Raw genomic sequence first — 26,266 nt, forward strand, 5'->3', positions numbered from 1 at the left:
ACCTTTTCTCACTATCTTATTTGTTGTAAACTTAGACGTGAGATATCTTGCCGGACCTAACAATATTTTTGGATATCTGTAACAATGTAACGGAATTCAAGTATAGAAATTAAAGCGCGGAGGTGTTTCCCTTTTGGAAGCGAATGGTTATGTGGCCGCATTGGATATAGGAACGTCAGAAATTAAGCTCGTCGTGGGTGAATTACTCGGGGGAACGCTTAACATTTTGGCGGAGGGGTGTGCCCCGTCTGCAGGAGTAAAACGTGGCGCCGTCGTCGACATCGATAAGACGGTTCAAGCCATCAAACAAGCCGTCGAACATGCCGAAGCGGCACTCGGTGATCAAATTCGGTCGGTATATGTTGCCATCGAAGGGGAACATATCCAAATCGCCCCATGTCACGGAATCGCGTCGGTCAAACGAGAAGACCAAGAAATCACGGATACAGATGTCATCGAAGTCATCAACTCGGCGCAAGTCATGCGCTTGCCGGACGAGATGAGCGTCATCGATGTGATCCCGTCGTCATTCACGGTCGATCAACAGACAGGTGTCGTCGATCCTCGGGGAATGCTCGGCTATCGTTTAGAGATGCACGGGAAGATGGTAACTGGTTCGAAGACGATTTTACATAGCATTCGTCGCTCCATCGAACGAGCGGGTCTGAAACTCGAAGGGTTCGTCCTCGGCAACTTGGCACTCGGTATGAGCGCGGCATCTGTCGACGAAATCGATCTTGGTATCGGATTGATCGATATCGGACATGAAAAGACAACCGTCTCTGTCTTCTATCGGGGCGACCTTGTCTACTCATATATCCTTCCTGTCGGAGGCGATCATATGACACGCGACTTGGTTTACAAGCTCAACTGTAAATACCAGGACGCCAAAGTGGCGAAAGAAGAATACGGACTCGCCCTTGAAGAAATGGCCGACGCATCCGAGGGCTTCTCGTTCACGAACATTAACGGAGAAGTCACGTTCGAACCGCAAGCAGAAATTAGTTATGTTTTAGAGGCAAGAATAGAGGAAATGTTTACACTTGTGTTGAATAGAGTGCAAAAGGTAGGCGTCCCGACGCTCAGTGGAGGATATCTCCTCTGCGGTGGGGCCGCTGCTTTACCTGGCATCCAAGAATTGGCGACTCGTGTTATGGGTCAAACGACGAGACTGTATCAGCCTTCGTCGATTGGCGTCAGACACCCGAAATACGCGACCGCGGTCGGCGTCCTCAAGTACGTGCTTATGAGCGATCATCACGTCTCGAAGTCACGACTTGAAAAGCCGGAAGAGCGCGTGACCGTCACGAAACCGGACGGCACGATGCCAAACGACCACGACCACGACGTGGATTTGGAGCGGGACGATCGCGAAACGAAAAATGGATTTGGCCGCTTAATGGAAAAACTATTTGGCGTGTAAACTTGACGTTGTGTTAACAATTGGAAATTACGTAGGGGGATACCTGAAATGATGTACTTTGATGAGGCGATTGACGCCGTAGCAAAAATTAAAGTAATTGGAGTCGGTGGTGGCGGTTCAAACGCCGTCAACCGTATGATCGAGCACGGAGTGCAAGGTGTCGAGTTCATCGCCGTCAACACAGACGCGCAAGCACTCAACATGTCAAAAGCAGACGTGAAGCTTCAACTTGGCGCGAAATTGACGCGTGGCCTTGGTGCCGGCGCAAATCCTGATATCGGGAAAAAAGCGGCAGAAGAGAGCCGTGAACAGTTGATTGAAGCGCTTGATGGCGCCGACATGGTCTTCGTCACAGCAGGTATGGGCGGAGGAACCGGGACTGGGGCTGCACCTGTCATCGCTGAGATTTCGAAAGAAATCGGAGCGCTCACGGTCGGTGTCGTCACAAAACCGTTCATGTTCGAAGGACGCAAACGGATGCAACACGCCCAACACGGGATTCAAGCGTTCAAAGAAAAAGTGGATACACTCATCGTTATTCCGAACGATAAGTTGCTTGAAATCGTCGAGCGCAATACGCCGATGATCGAAGCGTTCCGTGAAGCGGATAATGTCCTTCGTCAAGGTGTCCAAGGGATCACAGACTTGATCGCCATCCCTGGACTCATCAACCTCGACTTCGCTGACGTGAAGACGATCATGACAGAAAAAGGCTCGGCCCTCATGGGTGTCGGTGTCGCGACAGGCGAGAACCGTGCCGTCGAGGCAGCGAAGAAAGCCATCTCATCTCCACTACTCGAGTCTTCAATCGAAGGCGCGAAAGGTGTCTTGATGAACATCACAGGCGGACTTAGCCTCAGCTTGTTCGAAGTCACGGAAGCTGCTCAAATCGTACAAAGTGCCGCTGATGAAGAAGTGAACTTGATTTTCGGTTCGGTCATCAACGAAAACTTGAACGACGAGATCATCGTAACCGTGATCGCAACTGAATTCGCAGAAGAAGCGCAAGGGACGAACCCGTTCCTCCAGCAACCGAAGAAAAAACCGGAAGCTGAAGTGAACCGTGAGGCTCAACCGAAAACGCAAGAAGCTGCGCCACAAGATGAAGGGAACTTCCATAGACCGGTCTATGGCGGGGACGTCCCAGACGAGACGATCAACATCCCAGCGTTCGTAAGACAACGCCGTAACTAAACAACAGGGGGGTGCCGGTTCTCGGCATCCCTTTTTTCTAAAAAAGGAGAATCATATGCGACTGTTACATACATGGGAAACCGAGACGGATCGCTACCGCGCCTACGTCACGACCCGGACCGATGGGCATAACGAAGGCAACGTCGGACTCCACGTCGGAGATGAGCCGAATCGAGTCGTCGCCAATCGGAAGCAATTTTTCGAAGCGGCCGGTCTCGACCTCGCTGATTCGGTATGGGCTGACCAAGTGCATCAAACAAACGTCGAAGTCGTCGGAGACGCTGACCGAGGCAGAGGGGCGTACCGTTACGATGAGACGATTCCGGCGACGGACGGTCTGGTCACGACGGTTGACTCGTTACCGCTCGCCCTCGTGTTCGCTGATTGTGTCCCGCTGTTCTTTTGCGCCAAAGACCATGGCGTCATCGGTGTCGCACACGCAGGCTGGAAAGGGACAGTCGGTAACATCGTGGCCTCGATGACCGATGCATTTGCAACATTGGGCGTACCGGAACAAGATATTGATATGTTTGTCGGACCAGCCATCACGGCCGACCATTACGAGGTCGACCGCCGTGTCCTTGATGCGGTCGAAGCTGTCTCGCCGGCCGCTTATGAAGCGTCAGTCTCGGACGAACGAGCGGGCCATGCCCATCTATCCCTGCAACGAGTGAACGAGACGCTCGCCACTGAACGAAATATCGAGGTGACCCAATCGAACTTGTCGACCGTAGCCGATCGAAGCTTTTTCTCATATCGGAACGGAGATGCCAAACGTCGATTTGCGGCCGTCCTCGTCAAGGAGAAGAAATCGTGAGTATAGCGAATAATGTGAATCAAGTCAGACAGACGATCGACGCGCATCGGACCGATCAAGCGGTGACGCTCATCGCGGTCACGAAATCGGTCGGTCCCGACGTGGCGAACGCCCTTTATGCGGAAGGCATCCGCGACTTCGGCGAAAATCGTCCCGAAGGATTGCTTGAAAAAGTCGAGCAGTTGCCGCCTGATGCCAAGTTTCATTTCATCGGCAGCCTGCAGACACGTAAAGTGAGACAAATTATCGACCATGTGGCAGCGATCCATTCGCTTGACCGCCTCTCGCTCGCCGAAGAGATCAATAAGCGCGCCCAAGGCGTGATCGATTGTTTCGTGCAAGTGAACATATCGGGCGAAGCATCAAAACATGGTCTCGAAAAAGAGGAAGTCATCCCGTTCATCGAGAACTGTAAACAGTATCCTCACGTGCGGATCATCGGATTGATGACGATGGCACCGTTCACAGAGGACGAGACGGTGATTCGGGAGACGTTCCGAAACTTGAGACAATTGCGCGATGACGTCGCAGGTCTTGCCTATCCACATGCACCGTGTACCGAACTGTCAATGGGGATGTCGAACGACTACACGTTGGCGATCGAAGAAGGTGCATCGTTTGTTCGTATTGGAACCGTACTTGTGCAATAATATATTTTAAGGAGGAATCCGTTATGTCAATCAAAAACAAAATGAAGGACTTCTTTGGACTCGAGGAAGATCCGAACAACCAGTTCGAAGGAGACGAGTATGCTGTCGCCGAAACGAAGACACAACCGATGACGGAGGCAATCGTCAAAACTGAGGACCGTCCGAAAACATCAAACAATATCGTCGCGTTGAACACGAAGAAGAAAGAACGTTCAAAAGTCGTCTTGGCCGAACCGCGTGTATTCGCCGAAGCCCAAGACATCAGCGACCAATTGAAAGAGAACCGGGCCGTCATCGTCAACCTCCAACGGATGTCGAAAGAGCAGTCTCGTCAAGTCGTCAACTTCTTGTCAGGTGTCGTCTATGCGTTAGAAGGGACGATGACGTCGATTGGACATAACACGATTTTATGTACTCCAAACAACATCGAGTTGACGGGATCGATCTCGAATTTGATTTCGGAGGACGAACTCAATAGTAAAGGGTGGTAACTGAATGGAAAATGCTATACCTGCGTTAGGCAACACGATCGTTACATTACTTGGGTATTATAGTTGGGTCTTGATTGCCTATATTTTATTATCGTGGTTCCCAAATGCGCGCGAATCTAAATTTGGTCAAATTTTATCGTATCTATGCGAGCCGTTTTTAAACCCGTTTCGTCGAATCATCCCACCAATTGGCGGGATGCTCGATATCTCCCCAATCGTCGCTTTATTTGTGTTACGGATGGCACAATTTGGAGTGCGAGCGATTTTCGGTATTTAAATGAGCGTCTTCGATCATTATCGTCCGAATGAGCGCCCGTTTGTCGAGCAAGTGCTCGATTGGGTTCAACAAGTCGAGGACAACTATGTGTTTAAAGTGACGGACTTTTTAGATCCACGCGAGCAACAAATCGTCCGGCAACTCGTCGGGAAGCAGCTCGCGATTTATGAGGACGGCGGATTTGAAGGCGCGGAACGGCGTCGACTCATCCTCGCTCCGGACTATTACGAGCTCGACCCGAACGATTTTGATATCGCGATTCGTCAAATCGACTATCCAACCAAATTTGTCGAATTGACGCATCGTCAAGTGACGGGTACGCTCTTGAACGCTGGGTTGAAGCGTCAAAAATTCGGAGATGTCGTCCTCGACGACGGCGTCGCCCAATTCGCGACGACGCGTGAGGCGGTCGGGTTCATCGAGATGAACGTCGACCGGGTCGGCAAGGCCCGGATTCGCATCTCAGAGGTACCGCCCGAGTCCGTGCTCGTCGTGCCCGAAGTCAAATGGAGCGACGAGTTCGGAATCGTCTCATCGCTCCGGTTTGACACGGTCGTCAGCGAAGTGCTCGGATTATCAAGGCAAAAAGCGCAGGCGCTCGTCAAACATGGAGACTGCAAAGTGAATCATAAACCGATTGACGATGCGAGCTTCATCCTTGAACCAGACGATTTGGTCTCGATCCGAGGGTATGGCCGTGTCAAATTGACGGCGATTCTCGGCTCGACGAAACGTGAGAAAATAAAAATCCAGTATGGCATCATACGTTGAACTTAGGAGGAAAGTCGAATGGCGTTGACACCGATTGATATTCATAATAAAGAGTTCTCGACTCGTTTTCGCGGGTACGATATCGATGAGGTCAATGAATTTCTAGATCAAATCATCAAAGAGTTTGAGCTATTGATTCGTGAGAATAGAAGGTACGAAGAACTCGTCAACGATATGCAAGCCCGTATCGACTACTTCTCCTCAATGGAAGACACATTGAACAAATCGATTATCGTCGCCCAAGAGGCAGCTGAAGAAGTGAAGACGAACGCGGCGAAAGAAGCGAGTCTCATTTTGAAGCAGGCCGAACGCGAGGCGCTCGCCCGTGAGGAAGAAGCGTCACGTAAAGAACAGCTCGCTGAGCGCGAAGTCATTCAAATGCTCAAAAAAGTCGAGTTGTACCGGACCCGCTTCCGCGTCCTCGTCGATGCTCAGATGGAGCTCTTGAACAGCACGGAATGGGACACGATTGTCGGGGAGCCGCCGGTCCAGACGGTTCTTGACGATACGACCGAACTTGCGTATAATGACGACGAAGTCATACCAACCAAACATCACGGATAATACACAATACGTCGATTAGGACACGTCGATAAAGTCATACCTACGAAGCGACTTAGGGAAGGTGCAAGCCTAAGAGAAAGACTTTATCGGTATCCCCTATGAGTGTCGGGCTGAAGTTAGTAAGCGCGACCGCCTGACCTCGTTATCGGTTACCAAGAGCGGTCTCGGGGCTTTCCCTGAGATTAGTAGGGTGGTACCGCGAGTCGACCAACTCGTCCCTATTAGGGGCGGGTTTTTTTGTTGTCAAAAAAAGATGCAGGAGGAGTTTCAATGAACTACAAAGATACACTATTGATGCCTGAAACAGAATTCGCGATGCGCGGAAATCTGCCAAAACGCGAGCCAGCCATGCACGAGGCTTGGGAACAGATGGACCTATATAACCGCGTCCAAGAAAAAAATGCCGGAAAGCCACAATACATCCTGCACGACGGACCTCCGTATGCGAACGGCGACATCCATATGGGCCATGCGCTCAACAAAGTATTGAAAGACATCATCGTCCGCTTCAAATCATTGAACGGCTACCAGTCACCGATGATCCCGGGCTGGGACACACACGGTCTCCCAATCGAGAACGCGCTTCAAAAAGCAGGCGTCAATCGTAAAGAGATGACCGTCGCCGAATTCCGCGAGAAGTGTGCGGCGTACGCGATGGAACAAGTGAACTCGCAACGCGAGCAGTTCAAGCGTCTCGGACTGATGGCTGATTTTGACAACCCGTATATCACGCTATTGCCGGAATATGAGGCGGCTCAAATCCGCTTGTTCGGGACGATGGCCGAGAAGGGTTACATCTATAAAGGGAAGAAACCGGTCTACTGGTCACCGTCTTCTGAATCGGCCCTCGCCGAGGCAGAAATCGAATACTATGACAAGAAGTCACCGGCGATCTACGTGGCGTTCCAAGTCGTCGACGGCAAAGACGTCTTAGCGACAACGGACCACTTCGTCATCTGGACGACGACACCATGGACGATCCCGGCCAACCTTGGGATCGCGGTCAGCGACGAGTTGACGTACACGCGCATCGAGCACGACGGCAAAGGATACATCGTTGCCGAAACGCTCGTCGAAGACGTGACGACGGCACTCGGCTGGACGGATTACACAGTGAGCGGTTCTTGGAACGGGCGCGAGTTCGAACACATGACGGCTCAGCACCCGCTTTATGACCGGACATCGCTCGTCATGATCGGCGATCACGTCACGGCTGACGCGACAGGTCTCGTCCATACGGCACCAGGTCACGGGGAAGACGATTACCGTGTCGGACAAGCTTACGGACTCGACGTCCTCTGCCCGGTCGACGACCGTGGTTATATGACAGAGGAGGCGCCAGGTTTCGAAGGTTTGTTCTATGAAGACGCGAACAAACAAATCGGCATGAAGCTTGAAGAGAACGGCTACCTCCTCAACTTGAAATTCATCAAGCACTCGTACCCGCACGACTGGCGTACGAAAAAACCGGTCATCTTCCGCGCCACACCACAATGGTTCGCGTCAATCAAAGATTTCCGTGCCGACATGCTTCGTGAAATCGAAGAAGTGAACTGGGTACCGGAGTGGGGCATGACGCGCCTTTACAACATGGTCCGTGACCGTGGGGACTGGGTCATCAGCCGTCAACGGGCATGGGGCGTCCCGATTCCGATCTTCTACGCCGAGGACGGCACGGAGATCATCACGAACGAGACAATCGACCACATCGCCAACTTGTTCCATGAGCACGGCTCGAACGTCTGGTATGAGCGTGAAGCGAAAGACTTGTTGCCAGAAGGCTTCACACACCCGAACAGCCCGAACGGCGAGTTCCGGAAAGAACTCGACATCATGGACGTCTGGTTTGACTCAGGTTCGTCTCATGCGGGCGTACTCGAACAGCGCGATAACTTGCGCCGTCCGGCCGACTTGTACCTTGAAGGCTCGGACCAATACCGCGGCTGGTTCAACTCGTCACTCTCGACGGCAGTCGCGACCACGGGCAAAGCGCCGTATCGCAACGTGCTCAGCCACGGCTTCGTCCTCGACGGCGACGGCCGTAAGATGTCGAAGTCACTCGGCAACACGATCGCACCGAACGATCTCGTCAAACAATACGGAGCGGAAATCGTCCGTCTTTGGGTATCGTCGGTCGACTATCAGTCGGATGTCCGCGCATCGCACGATAACTTCAAACAAGTGTCGGAAGTCTACCGGAAGATCCGCAACACGTTGCGCTTCTTGCTCGGTAACTTGAACGGGTTCGACCCATCGATGCGTGTCGCCTTCGAAGACATGCCGGAAGCGGACCGCTTCATGGCGACAAAACTCAAGCAACTTCAGACGAAAGTCGTCAAAGCGTACGACACGTTCGATTTCATGGCTGTCTATCACTTGAGCCATAACTTCTGTGTCAACGAGTTGTCGTCGTTCTATCTCGACTTCACGAAAGATATTCTATATATCGAACGTGAAGACGACGCACGTCGTCGTGCCGTTCAAACGGTCATGTATGACACGGTCGTCACGCTCACGAAATTGCTTGCACCAATCCTCCCGCACACAGCGGACGAAGTGTGGCAAGAAGTGCCGGCGAAGACAGCTGATAGCGTCTTCTTGACAGACCTTGAGGCAGTGGCACCTCTCACAGAAGATGAGACGGCATTGCTTGCTAAATGGTCGAAGTTCCTCACGTTCCGTGACGACGTGTTGAAAGCGATCGAGATCGCCCGTGGCGAGAAGTTGATCGGTAAACCGCTCGAAGCAAAACTACAAGTCGCGCCAAAAGGTGAGACGAAACAGTTGCTCGAGACGATCGATAACGTTCGTCAGTTGCTTCAAGTGTCGCAACTCGATTACGTCGAATCGGCCGATGTCGATTATGCGACGGCCGAAATCAGCGTCATGAAGGCTGACGGTGCCGCTTGTGCCCGTTGCTGGACATACTCGACCGAACTCGGTCAAAATGCTGAACATCCAGAGCTTTGCCCGCGTTGTACTGAAGTCATCGCATAAGCCGGACCGGAGTGGCGATCGTCCACTCCGGTTTCTTATGACTTGAAAGGAGAATCTGATGAAACGTTATTACGGATTAGCACTTTTCCTCATCTTGCTCGACCAAGTAACGAAATGGATTGTCGTCCAAACGATGACGATCGGGCAGTCAATCGAGCTCATCCCTGAATTGCTCTACTTGACGTCTTACCGCAATAAAGGCGCGGCCTGGGGCATGCTCGAAGGGCAGATGGTGTTCTTCTTCATCGTCACCGCAATCGTCGTCGTCGGCTTGATTTATTTCTTGCATAAAGAAGTGAACGGATTCGATCTGCTCGGTTATAGCGTCGGGTTATTGCTCGCCGGTGCAATTGGGAACTTCATCGACCGTCTATTCCGTGGTGAAGTCGTCGATTTCGTCGACACGTATCCGTTCGGCTACAACTTCCCAATCTTTAACGTCGCCGATATGGCGCTCACGTTCGGGGTCATCTTCATGATCATCGGCGTCTTGTTCGAAGAAAAATTAAACAAAGAAAGGGGACAATCGTAATGGAAACTTACACATTTGTCGCCGAAGAAAAGGCACGTATCGACAAATGGATGAGCGAACAAAGTGACTGGTCACGTTCGCAAATCCAAGACTGGATCAAGGCGGGGGACCTCCTCGTCAACGGCCAGATCGTCAAGCCGAACTATAAACTGCAAGAAGGCGACGAAATCGTCGTGACGGTCCCGAAGGCCGTCGAACTCGAGGTGTTGCCAGAGAATATCGAGCTCGACGTCGTTTATGAGGACGAGGATGTCATCGTCGTCAACAAGGCACGCGGCATGGTCGTCCATCCGGCGGCTGGTCATACATCAGGCACGCTCGTCAACGCACTCCTCTATCACTGTGACGATTTGTCAGGCATTAACGGTGTCAAACGACCAGGCATCGTCCACCGCATCGATAAAGACACGACCGGTCTCCTCATGGTCGCGAAAAACGATGTGGCCCACGAATCGCTCGCGAGCCAGTTGAAGGATCGTAAAATCAAGCGTGAATATATCGCTCTCGTCCACGGCGAAGTTGCCCATGAGCTCGGGACGATCGAGGCGCCAATCGGGCGTGACACGAACGACCGTCAGCGGATGACAGTGACGGACAAGAACGCGAAAGAAGCGATCACGCACTTCCGTCTGCTCGAGCGGTATAAAGACTTCACACTCGTTGAGTGTAAGCTCGAGACGGGACGGACGCACCAAATCCGTGTTCATATGCGTTATATCGGCCATCCGCTCGCTGGTGACCCGAAATATGGCCCGCGCCGCACGATTCAATTGAACGGACAAGCTCTCCATGCGGCGACGCTCGGTTTCTTCCATCCACGCACGGACGAATGGCTCGAATTCGAGGCGCCGCTCCCGGCCGACTTCGAAGCGGAACTTGCAAAATTGGACAAAATCGAGAAAACGCGTTGACTTTCAACCGATTCCGATTTATAGTCTAGGAAGCATAACACCTTTAAACCCAGTCCAGAGAGGCTGTGAAAGGATTGTGGCTGCGGCCACGACACGTCGATTATTTGAGGCAGAGGTCTGCCCTCATATATGAAGACTTCCTTTTCCAGCCGGATGAGGAAGTCTTCTTTTTGTATAATTTGAGAGAGGGGGGAAACGTTTGAAACGTTCTACCATATTGGATGAAGCGGCCATCCGCCGTGCACTTACCCGAATCGCTCACGAGATCATCGAGCGCAACAAAGGAACGGACAACGTCGTGCTCGTCGGGATTAAAACCCGAGGCGAGACGCTTGCCGACCGACTCGCCCGCCGCATCGAAGAAATAGAAGGCAAACCGATCGCGCTCGGTAACTTAGATATCACGCTGTACCGGGATGACCTGTCTAAGAAGTCACTTGACCCGGAAGTGAAAGCGACTGAACTGCCACACGACATCAACGGCAAGACGGTCGTCTTGATTGACGATGTCCTTTACACGGGCCGGACGGTGCGAGCCGCCATGGACGCACTCGTCGACCACGGTCGTCCGGATTACATCCAGCTCGCTGTCTTGATCGACCGGGGACACCGCGAGCTACCGATTCGCCCAGACTTCGTCGGCAAGAACGTCCCGACCTCGAAGTCAGAACAAGTCGTCGTCCGACTCAGTGAAGTCGACACGACAGACGAAGTGTTTATCAAACAGCAATAATCCAAAACCTTTAAGGTGGTCCAGAGAGGCCAGGAAGGAGAACCACATATGAAACCCATCCTCAACATCCACGAGCGTCCCGCTCACTTACCGCAATGGCTGCTCTTCAGCCTGCAGCACGTCTTCGCCATGTTCGGAGCGACGATTTTAGTCCCGATTTTGACGGGCCTAAACACGTCCGTCGCCCTCGTCGCTTCCGGTGTGGCCACGCTCTCATTCCTAGCGATTACCCGCTTCAAAGTCCCGACCTATCTCGGGTCAAGTTTCGCCTACATCGCCCCAATCATCGCCGTCAGCCAGCAATGGGGTGTCGAAGCCGCCTTGTTCGGTGGCATCATCGCCGGATCGGTTTACGGTGTCGTCTCGCTCATCATCTATAAGACAGGTGTGAACTGGTTGCTGCGCCTCTTGCCGCCAGTCGTCGTCGGTCCGGTCATCATGGTCATCGGCTTATCGCTCGCACCGGTCGCCATCGACATGTCGATGAACAAAGACGGTGCCTACAATGGAACGTTCATCACCGTCGCGCTTCTCACGCTCGGCATCACGATGTTCGCTATGACGACGTTCAAAGGAGTATGGGGCGCCGTACCGATCTTGTTCGGTATCATCGGTGGTTACATCATCGCCGCCCTGTTCGGCATCATCGACTACTCGGCGCTCGGTCAAGCGAGCTTGTTCCAACTGCCTGACTTCACGATGGTGTTCGTCGACTACATGCCGATGTGGCAAGTCGGAGCACTGCTCGCCATCGTCCCGGTCGCGCTCGTCACGATGACGGAACATATTGGCGACCAAATGGTCACGTCAAAAATCATCGGACGCGAAACGATGAAAGATCCAGGTCTCCATCGGACACTCCTCGGCGACGGGGTCGGGAAAGCGGTCGCCTCGGCGCTCGGTGGTCCACCGTGTACGACTTACGGTGAGAACAACGGGGTCATGGCCATCACGAAAGTGTACAGTGTCTACGTCATCGCCGGAGCAGCGCTCATGGCTATCAGCTTTGGTTTCCTTGGTCACGTCGAAGCGTTCATCTCGACGATCCCGAACCCGGTCAAAGGCGGCATCTCGATCCTCTTGTTCGGAGTCATCGCTTCGAACGGTCTGCGGACGATGGTCGAAAGCAACGTCGACCTCGCTGAGAAACGCAATCTCATCATCGCCTCGGTCATCCTCGTCATCGGACTTGGTGGGGCCATGGTCCAACTCGGAAGCTTCCCGGTTCAAGGGATGGCACTCGCCACAGTCGTCGGGATCCTCTTGAACGCCTTCTTGCCGAAAGAAGAAGCGGTCCACGAAGCTGCTGCCGAAACAACTGAAGATACACGACAAGCAAGTAACTTTTAATTCGATCCCGTGAGGTCGGCAAAGTGAAGGCTCGTTTATTTGGGTGTAGTTTACCCAAATGAAGGCGTCCCTTCACGTAGGTGAAGAGACGCCTTTTCTCTTTGCCTTCACACAAAAGGAGGAGACGAACATGAACTTAATCAAACAACAACCGAAGCATTTTGTCAGTCTGGATACGCTCTCGCTCGATGAGATCATGGGATTGATCGAGGAATCGCTACGTTACAAACAAGGGGACATGCCACCCTTGTTCGACGGCAAGACGGTCGCGAACTTGTTCTTTGAAAACTCGACGCGAACGAAAAATTCGTTTCAAATGGCCGAACGGCACTTGAAAGTACAAGAGATTCCGTTCGACGTGGCGACGTCATCGGTGACGAAAGGCGAGACGCTGTACGACACGTGCAAGACGCTCGAGGCAATCGGGGTCGATGCCCTCGTCATCCGCCATCCGGAGTCGGGCTATTACCATGAACTCGTTGAAAAGTTGAACATCCCGGTGTTGAACGGCGGTGACGGGAGCGGGGAGCACCCCTCGCAGTCACTGTTAGACCTCGTCACGATCTTTGAAGAGTTCAAGACGTTCGAAGGGTTGAACATCGCCATCTGCGGCGACCTCGTCCATAGCCGCGTCGCACGTTCGAACGCAAGCGTATTGAAACGCCTGGGGGCGAACGTCGTCGGCTGCAGCCCCGCCTCTTGGTGGGACGAGTCGATGGGGCTCGAGCATCGGGACCTCGACGATGTGTTAGCGGACTGTGACGTCGTCATGCTGCTCCGCGTTCAGCACGAACGCCACATCATGGGCGACATCTTCTCGAAGGAAGATTATCATGCGCGCTACGGGTTGACGCCCGAACGCGTCGACCGAATGAAAGGACGAGCGATCATCATGCATCCGGCACCGGTCAACCGTGACGTCGAGATCGCCGGCAGTTTGATTGAACATCCGAAGTCGAGGATCTTTCCACAGATGACGAACGGCGTTTACGCCCGGATGGCCATTTTAAATCGAGCATTAGGGGGACAATTATGATACTTCAACACGCAACTTGGTATGACGGGAACACGAAACGGACGACGAATCTATTGATCGAGGACGGCGAAATCCGCTCGATCGACTATGACGGCACGACCGAAGGACATGAAGTGATCGATGCGACAGGGAAGCTCCTCATTCCGGGGCTCGTCGATGTCCACGTTCATTTGCGCGAGCCGGGCGGGGAGAAGAAAGAGACGATCAAGACGGGTACTGAGGCGGCTGCGGCCGGCGGGTTCACCACAATCTGCGCCATGCCGAACACACGTCCCGTCCCGGACGACCGGGCGACGATGGACCAGCTCCTGGCTAAAATCGAGCAAGACGCAAGCGTACGCGTCCTTCCATACGCCGCCATCACGAAACGACAGCTCGGCACCGAACAAGTCGACATGGCTTCGCTCGCAGATGCGTTCGCGTTCACCGATGACGGCGTCGGCGTCCAATCGGCGGCGATGATGCGTGAGGCGATGCGGGAAGCGAAACGTCTCGATAAGGCGGTCGTCGCCCACTGCGAGGACAATACGCTCAAGGCCGGTTCGGTCCATGAAGGCCGGTTCAGTGAAGAACACGGCATCCAAGGCATCCCGAGCCTCGCCGAAAGCATCCATATCGCCCGTGACGTCTTGATTGCCGAAGAGACGGGCTGTCACTATCACGTCTGCCACGTCTCGTCACGACAGTCGGTACGTGTCATCCGCGACGCCAAACGAGCCGGCATCCGGGTGACGGCCGAAGTGACACCGCATCACCTCGTCCTCTGTGAAGACGATATCCCGGGCCTCGACCCGAACTTTAAAATGAATCCGCCGCTCCGGAGCCGTGACGACCGTGAGGCGCTCCTTGAAGGCTTATTCGACGGGACGATCGATATGATCGCGACGGACCACGCCCCGCACACAGCCGAAGAAAAAGCAGCCGGCATGGAACGGGCCCCGTTCGGCATCACCGGATTCGAGACAGCGTTCCCGCTCTTGTACACGACGTTCGTCAAGACGGGTCAGATGGAAGAAGCGGCGCTCATCGACTGGATGACGAAACGTCCGAGCGACGTGTTCGGGTTACCGTACGGTGTGATTGAAGTCGGACGGGCGGCAGACTTTGCCCTCATTGATACGGAGACGGAGCAAGTGGTCGATCCGACGACATTCCGCTCGAAAGGAAAAAACACACCGTTCGCGGGGATGAAACTGGTAGGCTGGCCGGTGATGACGATCGCGGCTGGGAAAATCGTATATAAGGGGAGATTCGATGAAACGAACATTATGGCTTGAGGACGGCACTTCATTTGTAGGAACAGCATTTGGCGCAGACGTCGAGACGATCGGAGAAGTCGTCTTTCAGACCGGGATGACCGGGTATCAGGAGATGTTGTCGGACCCATCGTACTGCGACCAGCTCATCGTGCTGACGAACCCGTTGATCGGCAACTACGGCGTCAACCGGGAAGATTTTGAGACGACCGTACCGATGGCGAAAGGACTCATCGTGAAAGAAGTGTGCGATTTGCCTTCGAACTTCCGCTCGACCGCAACGCTCAGTGATACGCTTCTCCGCTTCAATATCCCAGGTCTAGCAGGGGTCGACACGCGGATGTTGACGCGTCATCTCCGCTCACGTGGCGTCATGCGCGGCGTCATGGTCGATGGGGAATCGACGTGGGCATCGGTCCAGGATCGCTTTGACGTCCTTCTTCCGACCGATCAAGTCGAGCGCGTCTCGACAAAGCGGGCGTATGTCAGCACGGGCCGCGGGCCGCGTATCGCCCTCATCGACTTCGGTGCGAAGCTCGGCATCATGCGTGAACTCGTGAAACGCGACTGTGAAGTCGTTGTCTTGCCGCACGACGTGACGGCCGACGAAGTGATGCGCTATGAACCGGATGGCGTCATGCTGTCGAACGGACCGGGGGACCCGAAAGACGTCCCGATGGCGTTGCCGCTCATCGAGCGCCTCATGCCGGTGTTGCCGATTTTCGGAATTTGTCTCGGCCATCAGTTGATCGCACTCGCGAGCGGGGCCAATACGTTCAAACTCCCGTTCGGCCATCGCGGCGCCAACCATCCGGTGCTCGAACTTGAGACCGGCGCGGTGACAATCACATCCCAAAACCACGGCTACGCGGTCGATGAGGCATCACTCGCGACGACCGGACTCATCGTCACGCATCGCGCCGTCAACGATGGCACGGTCGAAGGGGTGAAGCACTTGCATCATCCGACGTTCTCGGTCCAATACCATCCGGAAGCGGCACCGGGTCCATATGACGCCAACGACTTATTTGACCGCTTCATGCAGATCGTCCAAGAAAACAAACAGAAAGTAGGAATGTGACATGCCAAAACGACCAGATATTCAGAAAATCCTTGTAATCGGATCCGGCCCGATCGTCATCGGACAGGCGGCAGAATTTGACTATGCTGGTACCCAGGCGTGTCTTGCCTTGAAAGAAGAAGGATACGAGGTCATCCTCGTCAACTCGAACCCGGCCACGATCATGACCGACCCGACGACGGCGGACCGCGTCTACATCGAACCGCTCGAACCGGAGTTCGTCGAGCGGATCATCCGTCAAGAACGTCCGGACGCGCTCCTCGCCACACTCGGCGGCCAGACCGGCCTCAACTTGGCGATGGAACTCGACCGCCGCGGCGTGCTTGAAGATTGCGGCGTCGAATTGCTCGGGACGAAATTATCGGCCATCGAACAGGCTGAGGACCGGGAACAGTTCCGCGACCTCATGTATAAACTCGGGCACGGGGTCCCGGAAAGCGAGATCGTGCAGTCACTCGAGTCGGCTTGGGGCTTTGCGGAACGGATCGGCTACCCGATCATCATCCGTCCGGCGTACACACTCGGAGGAACCGGTGGCGGGATCGCCCATGACCGGAATGAATTTGAGCAGTTCGTCGAATCGGGACTGAAAGCGAGCCCGGTGACACAAGTGTTGCTCGAAAAATCGATCGCTGGCATGAAAGAAGTCGAGTATGAAGTGATGCGCGATTCGAGCGACCAAGCGATCATCGTCTGTGCGATGGAAAACTTTGATCCGGTCGGGGTCCATACGGGCGACTCGATCGTCTTCGCACCGACACAAACACTGTCTGACCGCGACTATCAGATGCTTCGCAGCGTCTCACTCGACATCATCCGCGCCCTCGGCATCGAAGGCGGATGTAACATCCAATTCGCCCTCGACCCGGACAGCTTCACGTATTACGTCATCGAGGTCAATCCGCGTGTCTCGCGCAGTTCGGCGCTCGCCTCGAAAGCGACGGGGTACCCGATCGCCAAGCTGGCTGCGAAAGTGGCGGTCGGATACAAGTTGTCAGAACTGAAGAACCCGGTGACGGAGACGAGTTACGCCTCGTTCGAACCGGCTCTCGACTATGTCGTCGCTAAAATCCCGCGCTTCGCCTTCGATAAGTTCGAGACGGCTGATCGTCGCCTCGGCACGCAGATGAAAGCGACCGGGGAAGTGATGGCGATCGGCCGTAATTTGGAAGAAGCACTCTTGAAGGCCGTCCGTTCGCTCGAACTCGGGACAGAAGACTTGGCCGTGCCACGCCTCGCGCAACTAAGTACCGCGGAGCTCGATCGCGAACTGACGACACCGACGGATGAGCGGTTGTGGATGCTCTATGAGGCGCTCCGTCGCGGCTACTCGACAGAACAGTTGCATGAGCTGACAAAAATCGATCGTTTCTTCTTATCGAAACTCGCTCGGATTTGGCAACAAGAAGAGACGCTTCAGCATGAGCCGCTTTCAAAAGAACGCCTCATCGAGACGAAACGTCTCGGCTTCAGCGATAAGATGATCGCCCGAATCACGAATGAGACTGTGGAGACGGTGAAATCGCTTCGGAACGACTGGGGCATCCGCCCGGTGTATAAGATGGTCGACACGTGTGCGGCCGAGTTCGCTTCGGAGACACCATACTTTTACGGGACGTACGAAGTCGAGAACGAGGCCGTGAAGACGGACAAACCATCGATTCTCGTCCTCGGTTCGGGACCGATCCGGATCGGGCAAGGTGTCGAGTTCGACTACGCGACCGTCCACTCGATCCAGACGATCCGTGACGCAGGCTACGAAGCGATCATCATCAACAATAACCCGGAGACGGTGTCAACCGACTTCTCGATCTCGGACCGGCTCTACTTCGAACCGCTCACGACCGAAGACGTGCTCGAGGTCATCCGCAACGAACAGCCGCTCGGCGTCATCGTCCAGTTCGGCGGTCAGACGGCAATCAACTTGGCGGCCTCGCTCGAAGCAGAAGGGGTCCAAATTTTAGGGACGTCGCTTGAAGATATCGACCGCGCTGAAGACCGGAAAGCGTTCGAAGCGACGCTCTCGGCCGAACGACTCGCCCAACCGCCGGGCAAGACGGCGGTCACGGTCGAAGAGGCCGTCGCTTGCGCCGATATGCTCGGTTATCCGGTACTCGTCCGCCCGTCATACGTGCTCGGAGGTCGGGCGATGGAGATCGTCTATGAGCGCTCGGAGCTCGAACGGTATATGCGCCACGCCGTCGTCGCCTCGAAAGACCGTCCCGTCCTCATCGACCGCTACTTGACGGGCATCGAGATTGAAGTCGATGCCATCTGTGACGGGACCGACGTCTATATCCCGGGCATCATGGAACATATCGAACGGGCCGGCGTCCACTCGGGTGACTCGATCGCCGTGTATCCGCCGCAACGATTGAGTGAGGCATTGAAAGAAAAAGTCGTCGATTACACGATCAAACTCGCCAAGGCGTTCCGAATCAAAGGGTTGCTCAATATCCAGTTCGTCTACGCGGACGACTTATATGTCATCGAGGTCAACCCGCGGGCGAGCCGGACCGTCCCATTCATCTCGAAAGTGACGGGCCTGCCGATCGCGCGCATCGCCACGCAGACGATTCTCGGGACGAGTCTGAAAGATTTAGGGTTAGGGACCGGCCTGCATCCAGAAGCGGACGCGATTTCGGTCAAAGTGCCAGTGTTCAGTTTCGCGAAATTAAAAGAAGTCGATCCGTCGCTCGGGCCGGAAATGAAATCGACCGGTGAAGTCATGGCGACAGACCGTACGCTCGAAAAAGCACTGTATAAAGGGCTCGTCGCCGCCGGCATGACGATCGCCTTGAAAGGGAATGTCCTATTGACGGTCGCCGACCAAGACAAGGAAGAGGCGCTCGACATCGCCCGCCGTTTCAATCGACTCGGATTCCGCCTGATGGCCACGTCCGGTACGGCGCAGGCGCTCTCAGCAGACGGCCTACCGGTCCATCCGGTCGGGAAGATCAATGAGTCTGGTGAGACGATGCTGAGCGTCATCGAACGAGGAGAAGTCGACATCGTCTTGAACACGACGACGCGTGACGCCCTCGCGACGAAAGACGGGTTCATCATCCGTCGGGCCGCGGCCGAGCAAGGCGTGCTCTGTCTGACGTCGCTCGATACGGTTAAGGCGCTGCTCCAAGTCATCGAGAGCCTGTCGTTCCAAACAACGAGTTTGCCGGCGTTCACGACATTCGGGGTGACCGTATGAGACAACTCGCGACCATTTTATCGAACCGATTGATTGCGACAGCGACGATGGAGATGAAAGTCGAAATCGCACCGCAAGAAGTCGCGCCGGGCACGTTCTTCCACGTGAAGACGTCAGAGCTGTTGCGCCGGCCGCTCTCGGTCGCGAACGTCGAAGGCAACGTCGTCACGTTCCTGTATAAAGTCATCGGTAGCGGGACGGCAGATTTGGCCGCTCGTCGGACGGGAGACGTCTTGGACGTCCTCGGACCGCTCGGCAACGGTTTCCCGCTCGAGCAAACAGGCAAGCGTGTCGTCCTCGTCGGTGGGGGCATCGGGGTGCCACCGCTCTACTACACGCGGCGTCTGCTCGCCGCACGCGGGATTGAGACGGTGGCGATTCTCGGGTTTGATACGAAAACGAGCATTTTTTATGAAGACGCGTTCCGTGAACTGGGGGAGACGATCATCACGACGGTCGACGGAACGTATGGGGAAATGGGATTTGTGACCGGCCCGCTCGCGCGGGTCGAGGCCGATGTGTTGTTCAGCTGTGGACCGGAACCGATGTTGAAGGCAGTCGCCGCATCACATATCGAAGAGCGATATATCTCGATCGAGAATCGGATGGGGTGTGGCATTGGAGCTTGTTTCGCTTGCGTGTGCGAAGCGCCAGGCGGTTACGTCAAAGTGTGCAGTGACGGACCGGTATTTCGTGCGGAAGAGGTGACGCTATGAGATTACACGTCGATTTGCCAGGCTTACAGTTGAAAAATCCGATCATGCCGGCGTCAGGCTGTTTCGGATTCGGTGAAGAGTTCGCCAAACTCTATGACTTATCGATATTAGGCGGTATTATGATTAAGGCGGCGACAGGCGAGTCGCGATTCGGCAACGTCACGCCCCGTGTCGCTGAAACGGCACAAGGAATGCTGAACGCCATCGGCCTTCAAAATCCAGGTGTCGACGCCATCATCGAAGACAAGCTTCCGTTCCTGTCGGGATTTGATACCGAGATCATCGCCAACGTGGCCGGCTCGACGCCAGAAGAGTATATTCACGTCGCCCGCCAGATGAGTGCCGACCCGACCATTAAAGCGCTCGAGCTGAACATTTCATGTCCGAACGTGAAGTGCGGCGGGATGCAGTTCGGGACCGATCCTGAGATGGCGGCCGAATTGACCCGACTTGTCAAAGCGGCGTCAACGAAACCGGTTTACGTCAAACTGTCACCGAACGTCACATCGATCACGGCGATGGCCAAGGCGGTCGAAGCGGCCGGTGCCGACGGGATCACGATGATCAATACGCTCGTCGGGATGCGCATCGACGTCACGACCGGACAACCGATTCTCGCCAATCGAATCGGGGGCTTGTCTGGCCCTGCCGTCAAACCGGTCGCCATTCGGATGGTGTATGAAGTCGCTCAGGCCGTCGATATCCCGATTATCGGGATGGGCGGCGTGCGGACGGTGGACGACGTATTAGAGTTTATCTACGCAGGTGCCTCAGCGGTCGCGGTCGGAACGGCCAATTTTGAGAACCCGTACGTCTGTCAAGAAATCATCGAAGCGTTGCCGGGACGACTTGACGAACTTGGCATCGATCACATTTTAGACATCAGGGGGAAAGCTTATGAACAGACTGTATCTCGCGCTTGATGTCGAGACGGGCGCCGACGCGTTCCGTCTATTGGAACGAATCAATCAGAAACCAGCCGTCAAAGTCGGGATGGAGCTGTTCTATCGGGAAGGGGGGCGTTTTGTCGAGCAACTCGTCGACAATGGATACCCCGTCTTTTTAGACATCAAAATCCACGACATCCCGGAGACGGCACGGCGGACGCTCCGTCAAATCGGCCGCCTCGGCGTCGAGTTGACGAACGTCCATACACTCGGCGGCGAGACGATGATGCGCTACGCCTTAGACGGCTTACGTGATGTGACCGATACGACGAAATTGATTGGGGTCACCCAGTTGACGTCTACCGATGAACGGATGCTTTCTGAAGAATTAAACATCAAAGGCGGTCTGGAGCAGGCCGTCCTTCGCCAGGCAGCCATGGCCGATCGGGCCGGACTCGACGGGGTCGTCGCGTCCGTGCATGAGGCCCATGCGATTCACCAAGCGCTCGGCTCATCGTTTTTGACCGTGACGCCGGGTATCCGGATGAACGAGACAGTAGACGATCAAGTGCGCGTCGCCACACCGAGAGCGGCGCGTGAGGGCGGCGTGTCGGCCATCGTCGTCGGCCGGCCGATCACCCGAGCCGAAGACCCGAACGCCGCATATGAATACTACTTACAGGAATGGAGTCGAACGTATGAGACAAATCGCTGAAGCTTTATTACAGATCGAGGCCGTGACCCTTTCTCCCGAGAACCCGTATACATGGTCGAGCGGGATGAAGAGTCCGATTTATTGTGACAACCGTTTGACGCTCAGCTATCCTGATGTCCGCAATCTCATCATCGATGCGCTCGTCGAAGCGATCCGTCCGCTCAACGCCGATGTCATCGCCGGGACAGCGACAGCGGGAATTCCTCATGCGACGCTTGTCGCCGACCGGCTCGGCTTGCCGCTCGTCTACGTCCGTTCGAGTGCGAAAGGACATGGGAAAGGGAATCAAATCGAAGGTCGGTTCGAGCCTGGCGCTCGTGTCGTCGTGATTGAAGATTTGTTGTCGACCGGTTCATCGAGCATCGAGGCCGCCAAAGCGATCCAGAAAGCCGGCGGGGAAGTGATCAAGATTCAAGCGATCTTTTCCTACAGTCTGAGCCGTCTTCACATCAATCTATTGGACTCCGGCTTCACTGCGCATGCACTGATTACACTGTTGGATGTGCTCGAGGTAGCCGTCAAGAAGCGAATCATCAGTAAAGAAGAGGCTGCTACTTTACGTGACTGGCGAAATGATCCGACAGGTTGGAGCGCTCGTGTCACATCGTAATTTACCTTTCTAAGAATCCACCTCCGGGCGGATTCTTTTTCAATTGGTAACATGGCATACTGAACGTGTTAGAATAGGGAAAGTAGTTAATAAAGGAGATGTGTATGGCGTATTCTAGAATGAAGGGAAAGTCCTTGAAAGCTCGCTTTCAAGCGATCCCGAAACATCGTAAAATCGCGTTCGGACTCGTCTTCACCGTCTTGCCCCTCATTTTTTTCTTGAATTTATTCGTATTCAGCCATGTGTTGGCACTCGGGGACACGTACGAGGACCGATACCAGATGAAGAGGCTTCGGCTCGAGACGGCGCATGGTAACGTCGAATTTGTTCGGAGCACGAATGAGAAGGTTCAGATTGAAGTATTGCAGACGAACTCGAAAGAGCGTCGCATCAAAGTCAAATCGGTCGGCGACACAATCTCGGTCGTCGAGCGGTATGGCCAACTGAGTCAATTCGGCAGTCGGGCGAGCGATGAGCCGTCCCGTTATAAGATTCGCGTCGCCTTGCCGAGCTCGATGACGTCGATTGATGTCGAGGCCGAGCAAGTGACGGGACAAGGATTGATCGCTAAGACGATTGTCTTGGAGGCGAACGCAGTCAATGTAAAGAAACTCGAAAGTGATCGACTTCGTGTCGAGACGCGGAGTGATGCGACATTAGAGACCGTCCGGGTCGTCACGGGAAATATCCGCTCCTATCGGAATGCGACCGTGGGTGACATCGTCGTCAATCAAAGCTTGACGGTTCAGACCGAGGCTGGGACGCTCGCCTACGAGCCGCGCAATGCGACCGGACAAGTGAACGTCACCACGTCCGGCAACGTGACAGCATCCGAGCGGTTCAAGGAAATCGGGGGCGGCGTGTATCATCTGTCGAACTCGAACCGACCGAATATCGAACTCATTTCCGAGACAGGAAAGGTCGAACTTAAATGATCAACAAACGTTACATCCCTAAAGTCGGACTCCGGACATTAAAGACGGGGATTGCCGTCGCCATCACGATCGCCTTGTCGTGGTACGTGTTTGGCATCTATTCAGGCATGGGGGCCATCGCGGCCGTCGTCGCGATGCAACCGACCGTGAAACGGTCATCAAATATCGTCTTCAGTCGAATCTTCGGGACGATTGTCGGGCTCATGTGCGGTCTCTTGATCGTCTACGCGTTCGGAGTCAACCCGATCTCGATCGGGCTCGCCGTCATCGTGGCGCTCACGCTCAACACGACGTTCGATAAGACACACATGTCGACGTACGCGGCGTTCGCAATCGTGCTCATGCTCGAGAACCCGACGACCGACTTCTTCCATTATGCGTGGACCCGTTCGCTTTTGACGGCCGTCGGTGTTTTCGTCTCACTCGGAGTGAACTATGCGTTCCTGCCGCCTCGTTATGAAGATCGGTTGCTCAGTGAGATTCGAAAGACATCGGCCTACATGTTCCACCATTGGCGCGAACTTGTCGGATCCCCATCAGAATTGCTTGAGACGCGGGCCCGCATCCTCGGGCATCAGGAGCTGCACATGATGCTCCAAGAAGACATGAAAGTGACGAACGTGACATTGAAGCATTTGACGATCAAACAGTATCGTCTATTGATTCACCTTGAGGACAAGCTCGTCTTGCTGCTCGAGAGTCTCGCCGAACACCGCGAGGCACTATTATTGATTGGTGAGGAAGAACGCCGGGCGTTCGAATCCGAATTTTTATATCTCCTTGCGCATCATCACGACATCCTCTACACGTGTGACAAGCCGTATTCGCTGTTCACGTTGCCGCATGAGGATCTATCCGTTTCTGAAATCTTACACGGGCATTTGCTCGACTATCATGAACAGCTCGAAGCGTTCAAACATAATCCGAAATGAAGCAAGGCCCCGTTTTAGCGACGGGGCCTTGCTTTATGATTGATTGAGAGCCCGTCCTTTAGGCGCCTTCGCTTTCCACAGGCAATCCCGGAGCCGCATCGCGACTAGCGTCGCTGCTGGGTCTCCGTCGGATTGCTATCCTGTAGGAGTCTCCGGCGCCACGGACAAGCAATCTTTCATCTTTACGTATTAGAGGAAAACCAAAAAGAAGCAGGACCAACCTATGTCCGGGCCGGCACCCGAACTCCTAGGGGAGAGCGATGCAAGGATGACCCCGTAAAGTGCGGTACGCACTGTGGAGGCATCCGCATCGCCCCAGGAACGGAGGGTGCCGGCGAAGGCGATAGTAAGCATCGATTTCTATGCAAGTCACAAACAAGACCACGTCATGTGACGTGGTCTGAACTCATTGCTGGAGTGATTTGACGAGCCGCTCATCCGGCGTGACGTACACCGTCTGCTGATCCGTATAGATGACGAATCCAGGCTTGGCGCCGCTCGGCTTTTTCACATAGCGCGCTTTCGTGTAATCGACCGGCACACCGCTCGAGGCACGGGCCTTCGAGAAGTAGGCGGCGACTGTCGCGGCTTCGAGCAGCGTCGTCTCGTCGGGTTCGCTCGAACGGATAATGACGTGTGAGCCGGGAATATCTTTCACGTGGAGCCAAATCTCGTCGCGACGTGCGAACTTGAACGTCAAATGATCGTTTTGCGTATTGTTCTTCCCGACGAAGAACTCTGTCCCCGTCGACGACGTATACGCTTCGAGCGAAATTTTCTTCGTCTGTTTCTTCTTTTGATTCCGTTGTTTCATATAGCCGCCTTCAGCCAATTCTTCTCGAATCTCGACGATATCGGCAGGTGAGGCGACATCGAGTTGGGCGACGAGCGTCTCTAAATACTGAATCTCGGCGTCGTTCAATTCGATTTGCTTTTGCACTTCGATTTTGGCGACTTTCAACTTGTTGTATTTCTTATAGTAAGCTTGTGCGTTTTCGTTTGGCGTCTTGAGCGGATTGAGCGGGATGTCGATCATACCGCCTTCTTCGTCGTAGTAGTCGACGACGTGAGCGACGGTCATACCTTTCTCGAGTTGGAACAAGTACGTCGTCAACAGTTCACCGTATTTTTGGAGCTCATCGGACCGTTCCGTCGCCTTCAAGTCGTCGAGCAGACGCTTCCGCTTCAAGATGTTCTTCTCGAGCTCGGACTTGAGCAAACGTTCGACATCATGCGCCTGTTGTTTGACGCGGTCCCGGTTCGCTTTTTCATAGAAGAAGCGGTCGAGGACGTCTTTGCTCGTCTCGTAGCGTTCTTCGGCGGCAATCTCTCCTGACGTGAGCACGATCGGACTGAAACGTTCTTTTCCGGAAGCGAGCTGTTGGAAAACGAACGGTCCTTCGAGGTCGGCCATCACACCGATGAACGCCTCTTCGATGCTCGCCCGGTTCGGGAGTTTGGCCCGATGGACGATTTCTTGTGCAATCTGCGGGCTCAGGCCTGCGAAACTGGCGACAAGTTGTTTATCAAGTTTTCCGGCGTTCCAATCGATTCGCTTCAAGCCCGCTTCACGTTCTGTCAACGGGTCGCACTTGTCTTGGGCCGGCGGCAATAAGTAATCGCTGCCCGGCATGATTGTCCGGTACGTGTTCTGTGACGGTGGCAAGTGCTTGATCGCGTCCAAAATTTTGCCGTCCTCGTTCGTTAACACGACGTTCGAGTGCCGTCCCATCAATTCGATATACACTTTCTTGTTCTCTTCGTCGCCGAGCTCGTTTCGTGAACGAATCGACAAGACGATGACACGGTCGCGTCCGATTTGTTCGACCGCCGTGATGAAGCCACCTTCGATATGTTTGCGGAGCATCATGCAAAACATCGGGGGTTCTTGCGGGTTCTTGGTCGGATTATCCGTTAATTGGAGCCGCGCGTACATCGCGTTCGCCGAAACGAGCAATTGGACGCTTTGGCGGTTCGATCGGACTTGAATCATCAAGTCGAGGGAATACGGTTGGTGCACGCGATTGATTCGCCCTCCGACAAGAGCTTGTAATTCTGTTACAACACGATATGTCATTAATCCATCATATGCCACTAGTCTCATCACCTTTGTTCTTTTTCTGTCTCTACGTTATCAGATTCATGGAAAATATGGTACGATGAAGTAGGAAATCCGAACTTCT

The 26,266-nt window shown here is 54.4% G+C and carries 24 protein-coding genes; 23 read left to right on the top strand and 1 reads right to left on the bottom strand.

Features of this window, described 5'->3' with window-relative positions:
• The first annotated feature begins 133 nt into the window (after positions 1 to 133).
• The 23 genes from ftsA to KNP06_RS03835 all read left to right on the top strand — a co-directional run bounded on the left by ftsA (position 134) and on the right by KNP06_RS03835 (position 24,083).
• Entirely contained in the window at positions 134 to 1,423 is a 1,290-nt protein-coding gene (gene ftsA / locus KNP06_RS03725) for a cell division protein FtsA (protein ID WP_214787923.1), read from the top strand.
• Positions 1,424 to 1,471: 48 nt separating this feature from the next.
• Positions 1,472 to 2,617: a cell division protein FtsZ gene (gene ftsZ, locus KNP06_RS03730; protein ID WP_034777081.1), complete on the top strand. Its 1,146-nt coding sequence runs from the start codon at positions 1,472 to 1,474 to the stop codon at positions 2,615 to 2,617.
• Positions 2,618 to 2,672: 55 nt separating this feature from the next.
• Positions 2,673 to 3,434 (top strand): peptidoglycan editing factor PgeF, encoded by a 762-nt coding sequence (gene pgeF / locus KNP06_RS03735; protein ID WP_214710566.1) that lies wholly within the window; start codon positions 2,673 to 2,675, stop codon positions 3,432 to 3,434.
• Complete coding sequence (locus KNP06_RS03740) at positions 3,431 to 4,084, top strand: YggS family pyridoxal phosphate-dependent enzyme (RefSeq protein ID WP_034777085.1); 654 nt, start codon at positions 3,431 to 3,433, stop codon at positions 4,082 to 4,084. Before pgeF ends, KNP06_RS03740 begins: the two co-directional genes overlap by 4 nt.
• Before the next feature lie 23 nt (positions 4,085 to 4,107).
• Positions 4,108 to 4,575 carry a cell division protein SepF gene (locus KNP06_RS03745; RefSeq protein WP_029595732.1) on the top strand — a complete coding sequence of 156 codons (468 nt, stop codon included), beginning with the start codon at positions 4,108 to 4,110 and terminating at the stop codon, positions 4,573 to 4,575.
• A gap of 4 nt (positions 4,576 to 4,579) precedes the next feature.
• Positions 4,580 to 4,852, top strand: coding sequence for a YggT family protein (locus KNP06_RS03750; RefSeq protein WP_021067051.1), 273 nt, complete (start codon positions 4,580 to 4,582; stop codon positions 4,850 to 4,852).
• Positions 4,853 to 5,623, top strand: coding sequence for a YlmH family RNA-binding protein (locus KNP06_RS03755; RefSeq protein WP_034777088.1), 771 nt, complete (start codon positions 4,853 to 4,855; stop codon positions 5,621 to 5,623).
• 18 nt (positions 5,624 to 5,641) lie between these two features.
• The gene (locus KNP06_RS03760) at positions 5,642 to 6,187 is read left to right on the top strand and encodes a DivIVA domain-containing protein (RefSeq protein ID WP_021067053.1); all 546 of its coding nucleotides are present in this window, start codon (positions 5,642 to 5,644) and stop codon (positions 6,185 to 6,187) included.
• 270 nt (positions 6,188 to 6,457) lie between these two features.
• On the top strand, positions 6,458 to 9,184 hold the full coding sequence (gene ileS, locus KNP06_RS03765; protein ID WP_034777090.1) for an isoleucine--tRNA ligase: 2,727 nt from the start codon (positions 6,458 to 6,460) through the stop codon (positions 9,182 to 9,184).
• Between the two features lie 58 nt (positions 9,185 to 9,242).
• A complete protein-coding gene (lspA, locus tag KNP06_RS03770; protein ID WP_214710567.1) occupies positions 9,243 to 9,716 on the top strand; it encodes a signal peptidase II in 474 nt (157 codons plus the stop codon).
• Complete coding sequence (locus tag KNP06_RS03775; RefSeq protein WP_214710568.1) at positions 9,716 to 10,627, top strand: RluA family pseudouridine synthase; 912 nt, start codon at positions 9,716 to 9,718, stop codon at positions 10,625 to 10,627. The genes lspA and KNP06_RS03775 overlap by 1 nt, the downstream gene beginning before the upstream one ends.
• A gap of 199 nt (positions 10,628 to 10,826) precedes the next feature.
• Positions 10,827 to 11,360 (top strand): bifunctional pyr operon transcriptional regulator/uracil phosphoribosyltransferase PyrR, encoded by a 534-nt coding sequence (gene pyrR / locus KNP06_RS03780; protein ID WP_034777096.1) that lies wholly within the window; start codon positions 10,827 to 10,829, stop codon positions 11,358 to 11,360.
• 48 nt (positions 11,361 to 11,408) lie between these two features.
• Positions 11,409 to 12,710 (top strand): solute carrier family 23 protein, encoded by a 1,302-nt coding sequence (locus tag KNP06_RS03785; protein WP_214710569.1) that lies wholly within the window; start codon positions 11,409 to 11,411, stop codon positions 12,708 to 12,710.
• Positions 12,711 to 12,840: 130 nt separating this feature from the next.
• Entirely contained in the window at positions 12,841 to 13,746 is a 906-nt protein-coding gene (locus KNP06_RS03790; protein ID WP_214710570.1) for an aspartate carbamoyltransferase catalytic subunit, read from the top strand.
• Entirely contained in the window at positions 13,743 to 15,023 is a 1,281-nt protein-coding gene (locus tag KNP06_RS03795) for a dihydroorotase (RefSeq protein WP_034777102.1), read from the top strand. Before KNP06_RS03790 ends, KNP06_RS03795 begins: the two co-directional genes overlap by 4 nt.
• Positions 15,001 to 16,083, top strand: a complete 1,083-nt coding sequence (locus KNP06_RS03800) for a carbamoyl phosphate synthase small subunit (protein WP_214710571.1) — start codon at positions 15,001 to 15,003, stop codon at positions 16,081 to 16,083. Before KNP06_RS03795 ends, KNP06_RS03800 begins: the two co-directional genes overlap by 23 nt.
• Position 16,084: 1 nt before the next feature.
• Positions 16,085 to 19,288, top strand: coding sequence for a carbamoyl-phosphate synthase large subunit (gene carB / locus KNP06_RS03805; protein ID WP_214710572.1), 3,204 nt, complete (start codon positions 16,085 to 16,087; stop codon positions 19,286 to 19,288).
• A complete protein-coding gene (locus KNP06_RS03810) occupies positions 19,285 to 20,004 on the top strand; it encodes a dihydroorotate dehydrogenase electron transfer subunit (RefSeq protein ID WP_034777108.1) in 720 nt (239 codons plus the stop codon). Before carB ends, KNP06_RS03810 begins: the two co-directional genes overlap by 4 nt.
• Positions 20,001 to 20,927 carry a dihydroorotate dehydrogenase gene (locus KNP06_RS03815; protein WP_214710573.1) on the top strand — a complete coding sequence of 309 codons (927 nt, stop codon included), beginning with the start codon at positions 20,001 to 20,003 and terminating at the stop codon, positions 20,925 to 20,927. Before KNP06_RS03810 ends, KNP06_RS03815 begins: the two co-directional genes overlap by 4 nt.
• Positions 20,902 to 21,606: an orotidine-5'-phosphate decarboxylase gene (pyrF, locus tag KNP06_RS03820; protein WP_214710574.1), complete on the top strand. Its 705-nt coding sequence runs from the start codon at positions 20,902 to 20,904 to the stop codon at positions 21,604 to 21,606. Before KNP06_RS03815 ends, pyrF begins: the two co-directional genes overlap by 26 nt.
• Entirely contained in the window at positions 21,590 to 22,216 is a 627-nt protein-coding gene (pyrE, locus tag KNP06_RS03825; RefSeq protein ID WP_214710575.1) for an orotate phosphoribosyltransferase, read from the top strand. Before pyrF ends, pyrE begins: the two co-directional genes overlap by 17 nt.
• A 134-nt stretch (positions 22,217 to 22,350) precedes the next feature.
• The gene (locus KNP06_RS03830) at positions 22,351 to 23,151 is read left to right on the top strand and encodes a hypothetical protein (protein WP_251126246.1); all 801 of its coding nucleotides are present in this window, start codon (positions 22,351 to 22,353) and stop codon (positions 23,149 to 23,151) included.
• On the top strand, positions 23,148 to 24,083 hold the full coding sequence (locus tag KNP06_RS03835; protein ID WP_214710577.1) for an FUSC family protein: 936 nt from the start codon (positions 23,148 to 23,150) through the stop codon (positions 24,081 to 24,083). The genes KNP06_RS03830 and KNP06_RS03835 overlap by 4 nt, the downstream gene beginning before the upstream one ends.
• Positions 24,084 to 24,489: 406 nt before the next feature.
• Here KNP06_RS03835 and KNP06_RS03840 read toward each other — a convergent pair whose 3' ends face one another.
• Positions 24,490 to 26,178, bottom strand: coding sequence for an Rqc2 family fibronectin-binding protein (locus KNP06_RS03840; protein ID WP_214710578.1), 1,689 nt, complete (start codon positions 26,176 to 26,178; stop codon positions 24,490 to 24,492).
• Positions 26,179 to 26,266 lie beyond the last annotated feature (88 nt).

The sequence above is a fragment of the Exiguobacterium sp. s21 genome, assembly GCF_018617975.1.
In the GTDB taxonomy this organism is placed as follows: Bacteria; Bacillota; Bacilli; order Exiguobacteriales; family Exiguobacteriaceae; genus Exiguobacterium; species Exiguobacterium mexicanum_A.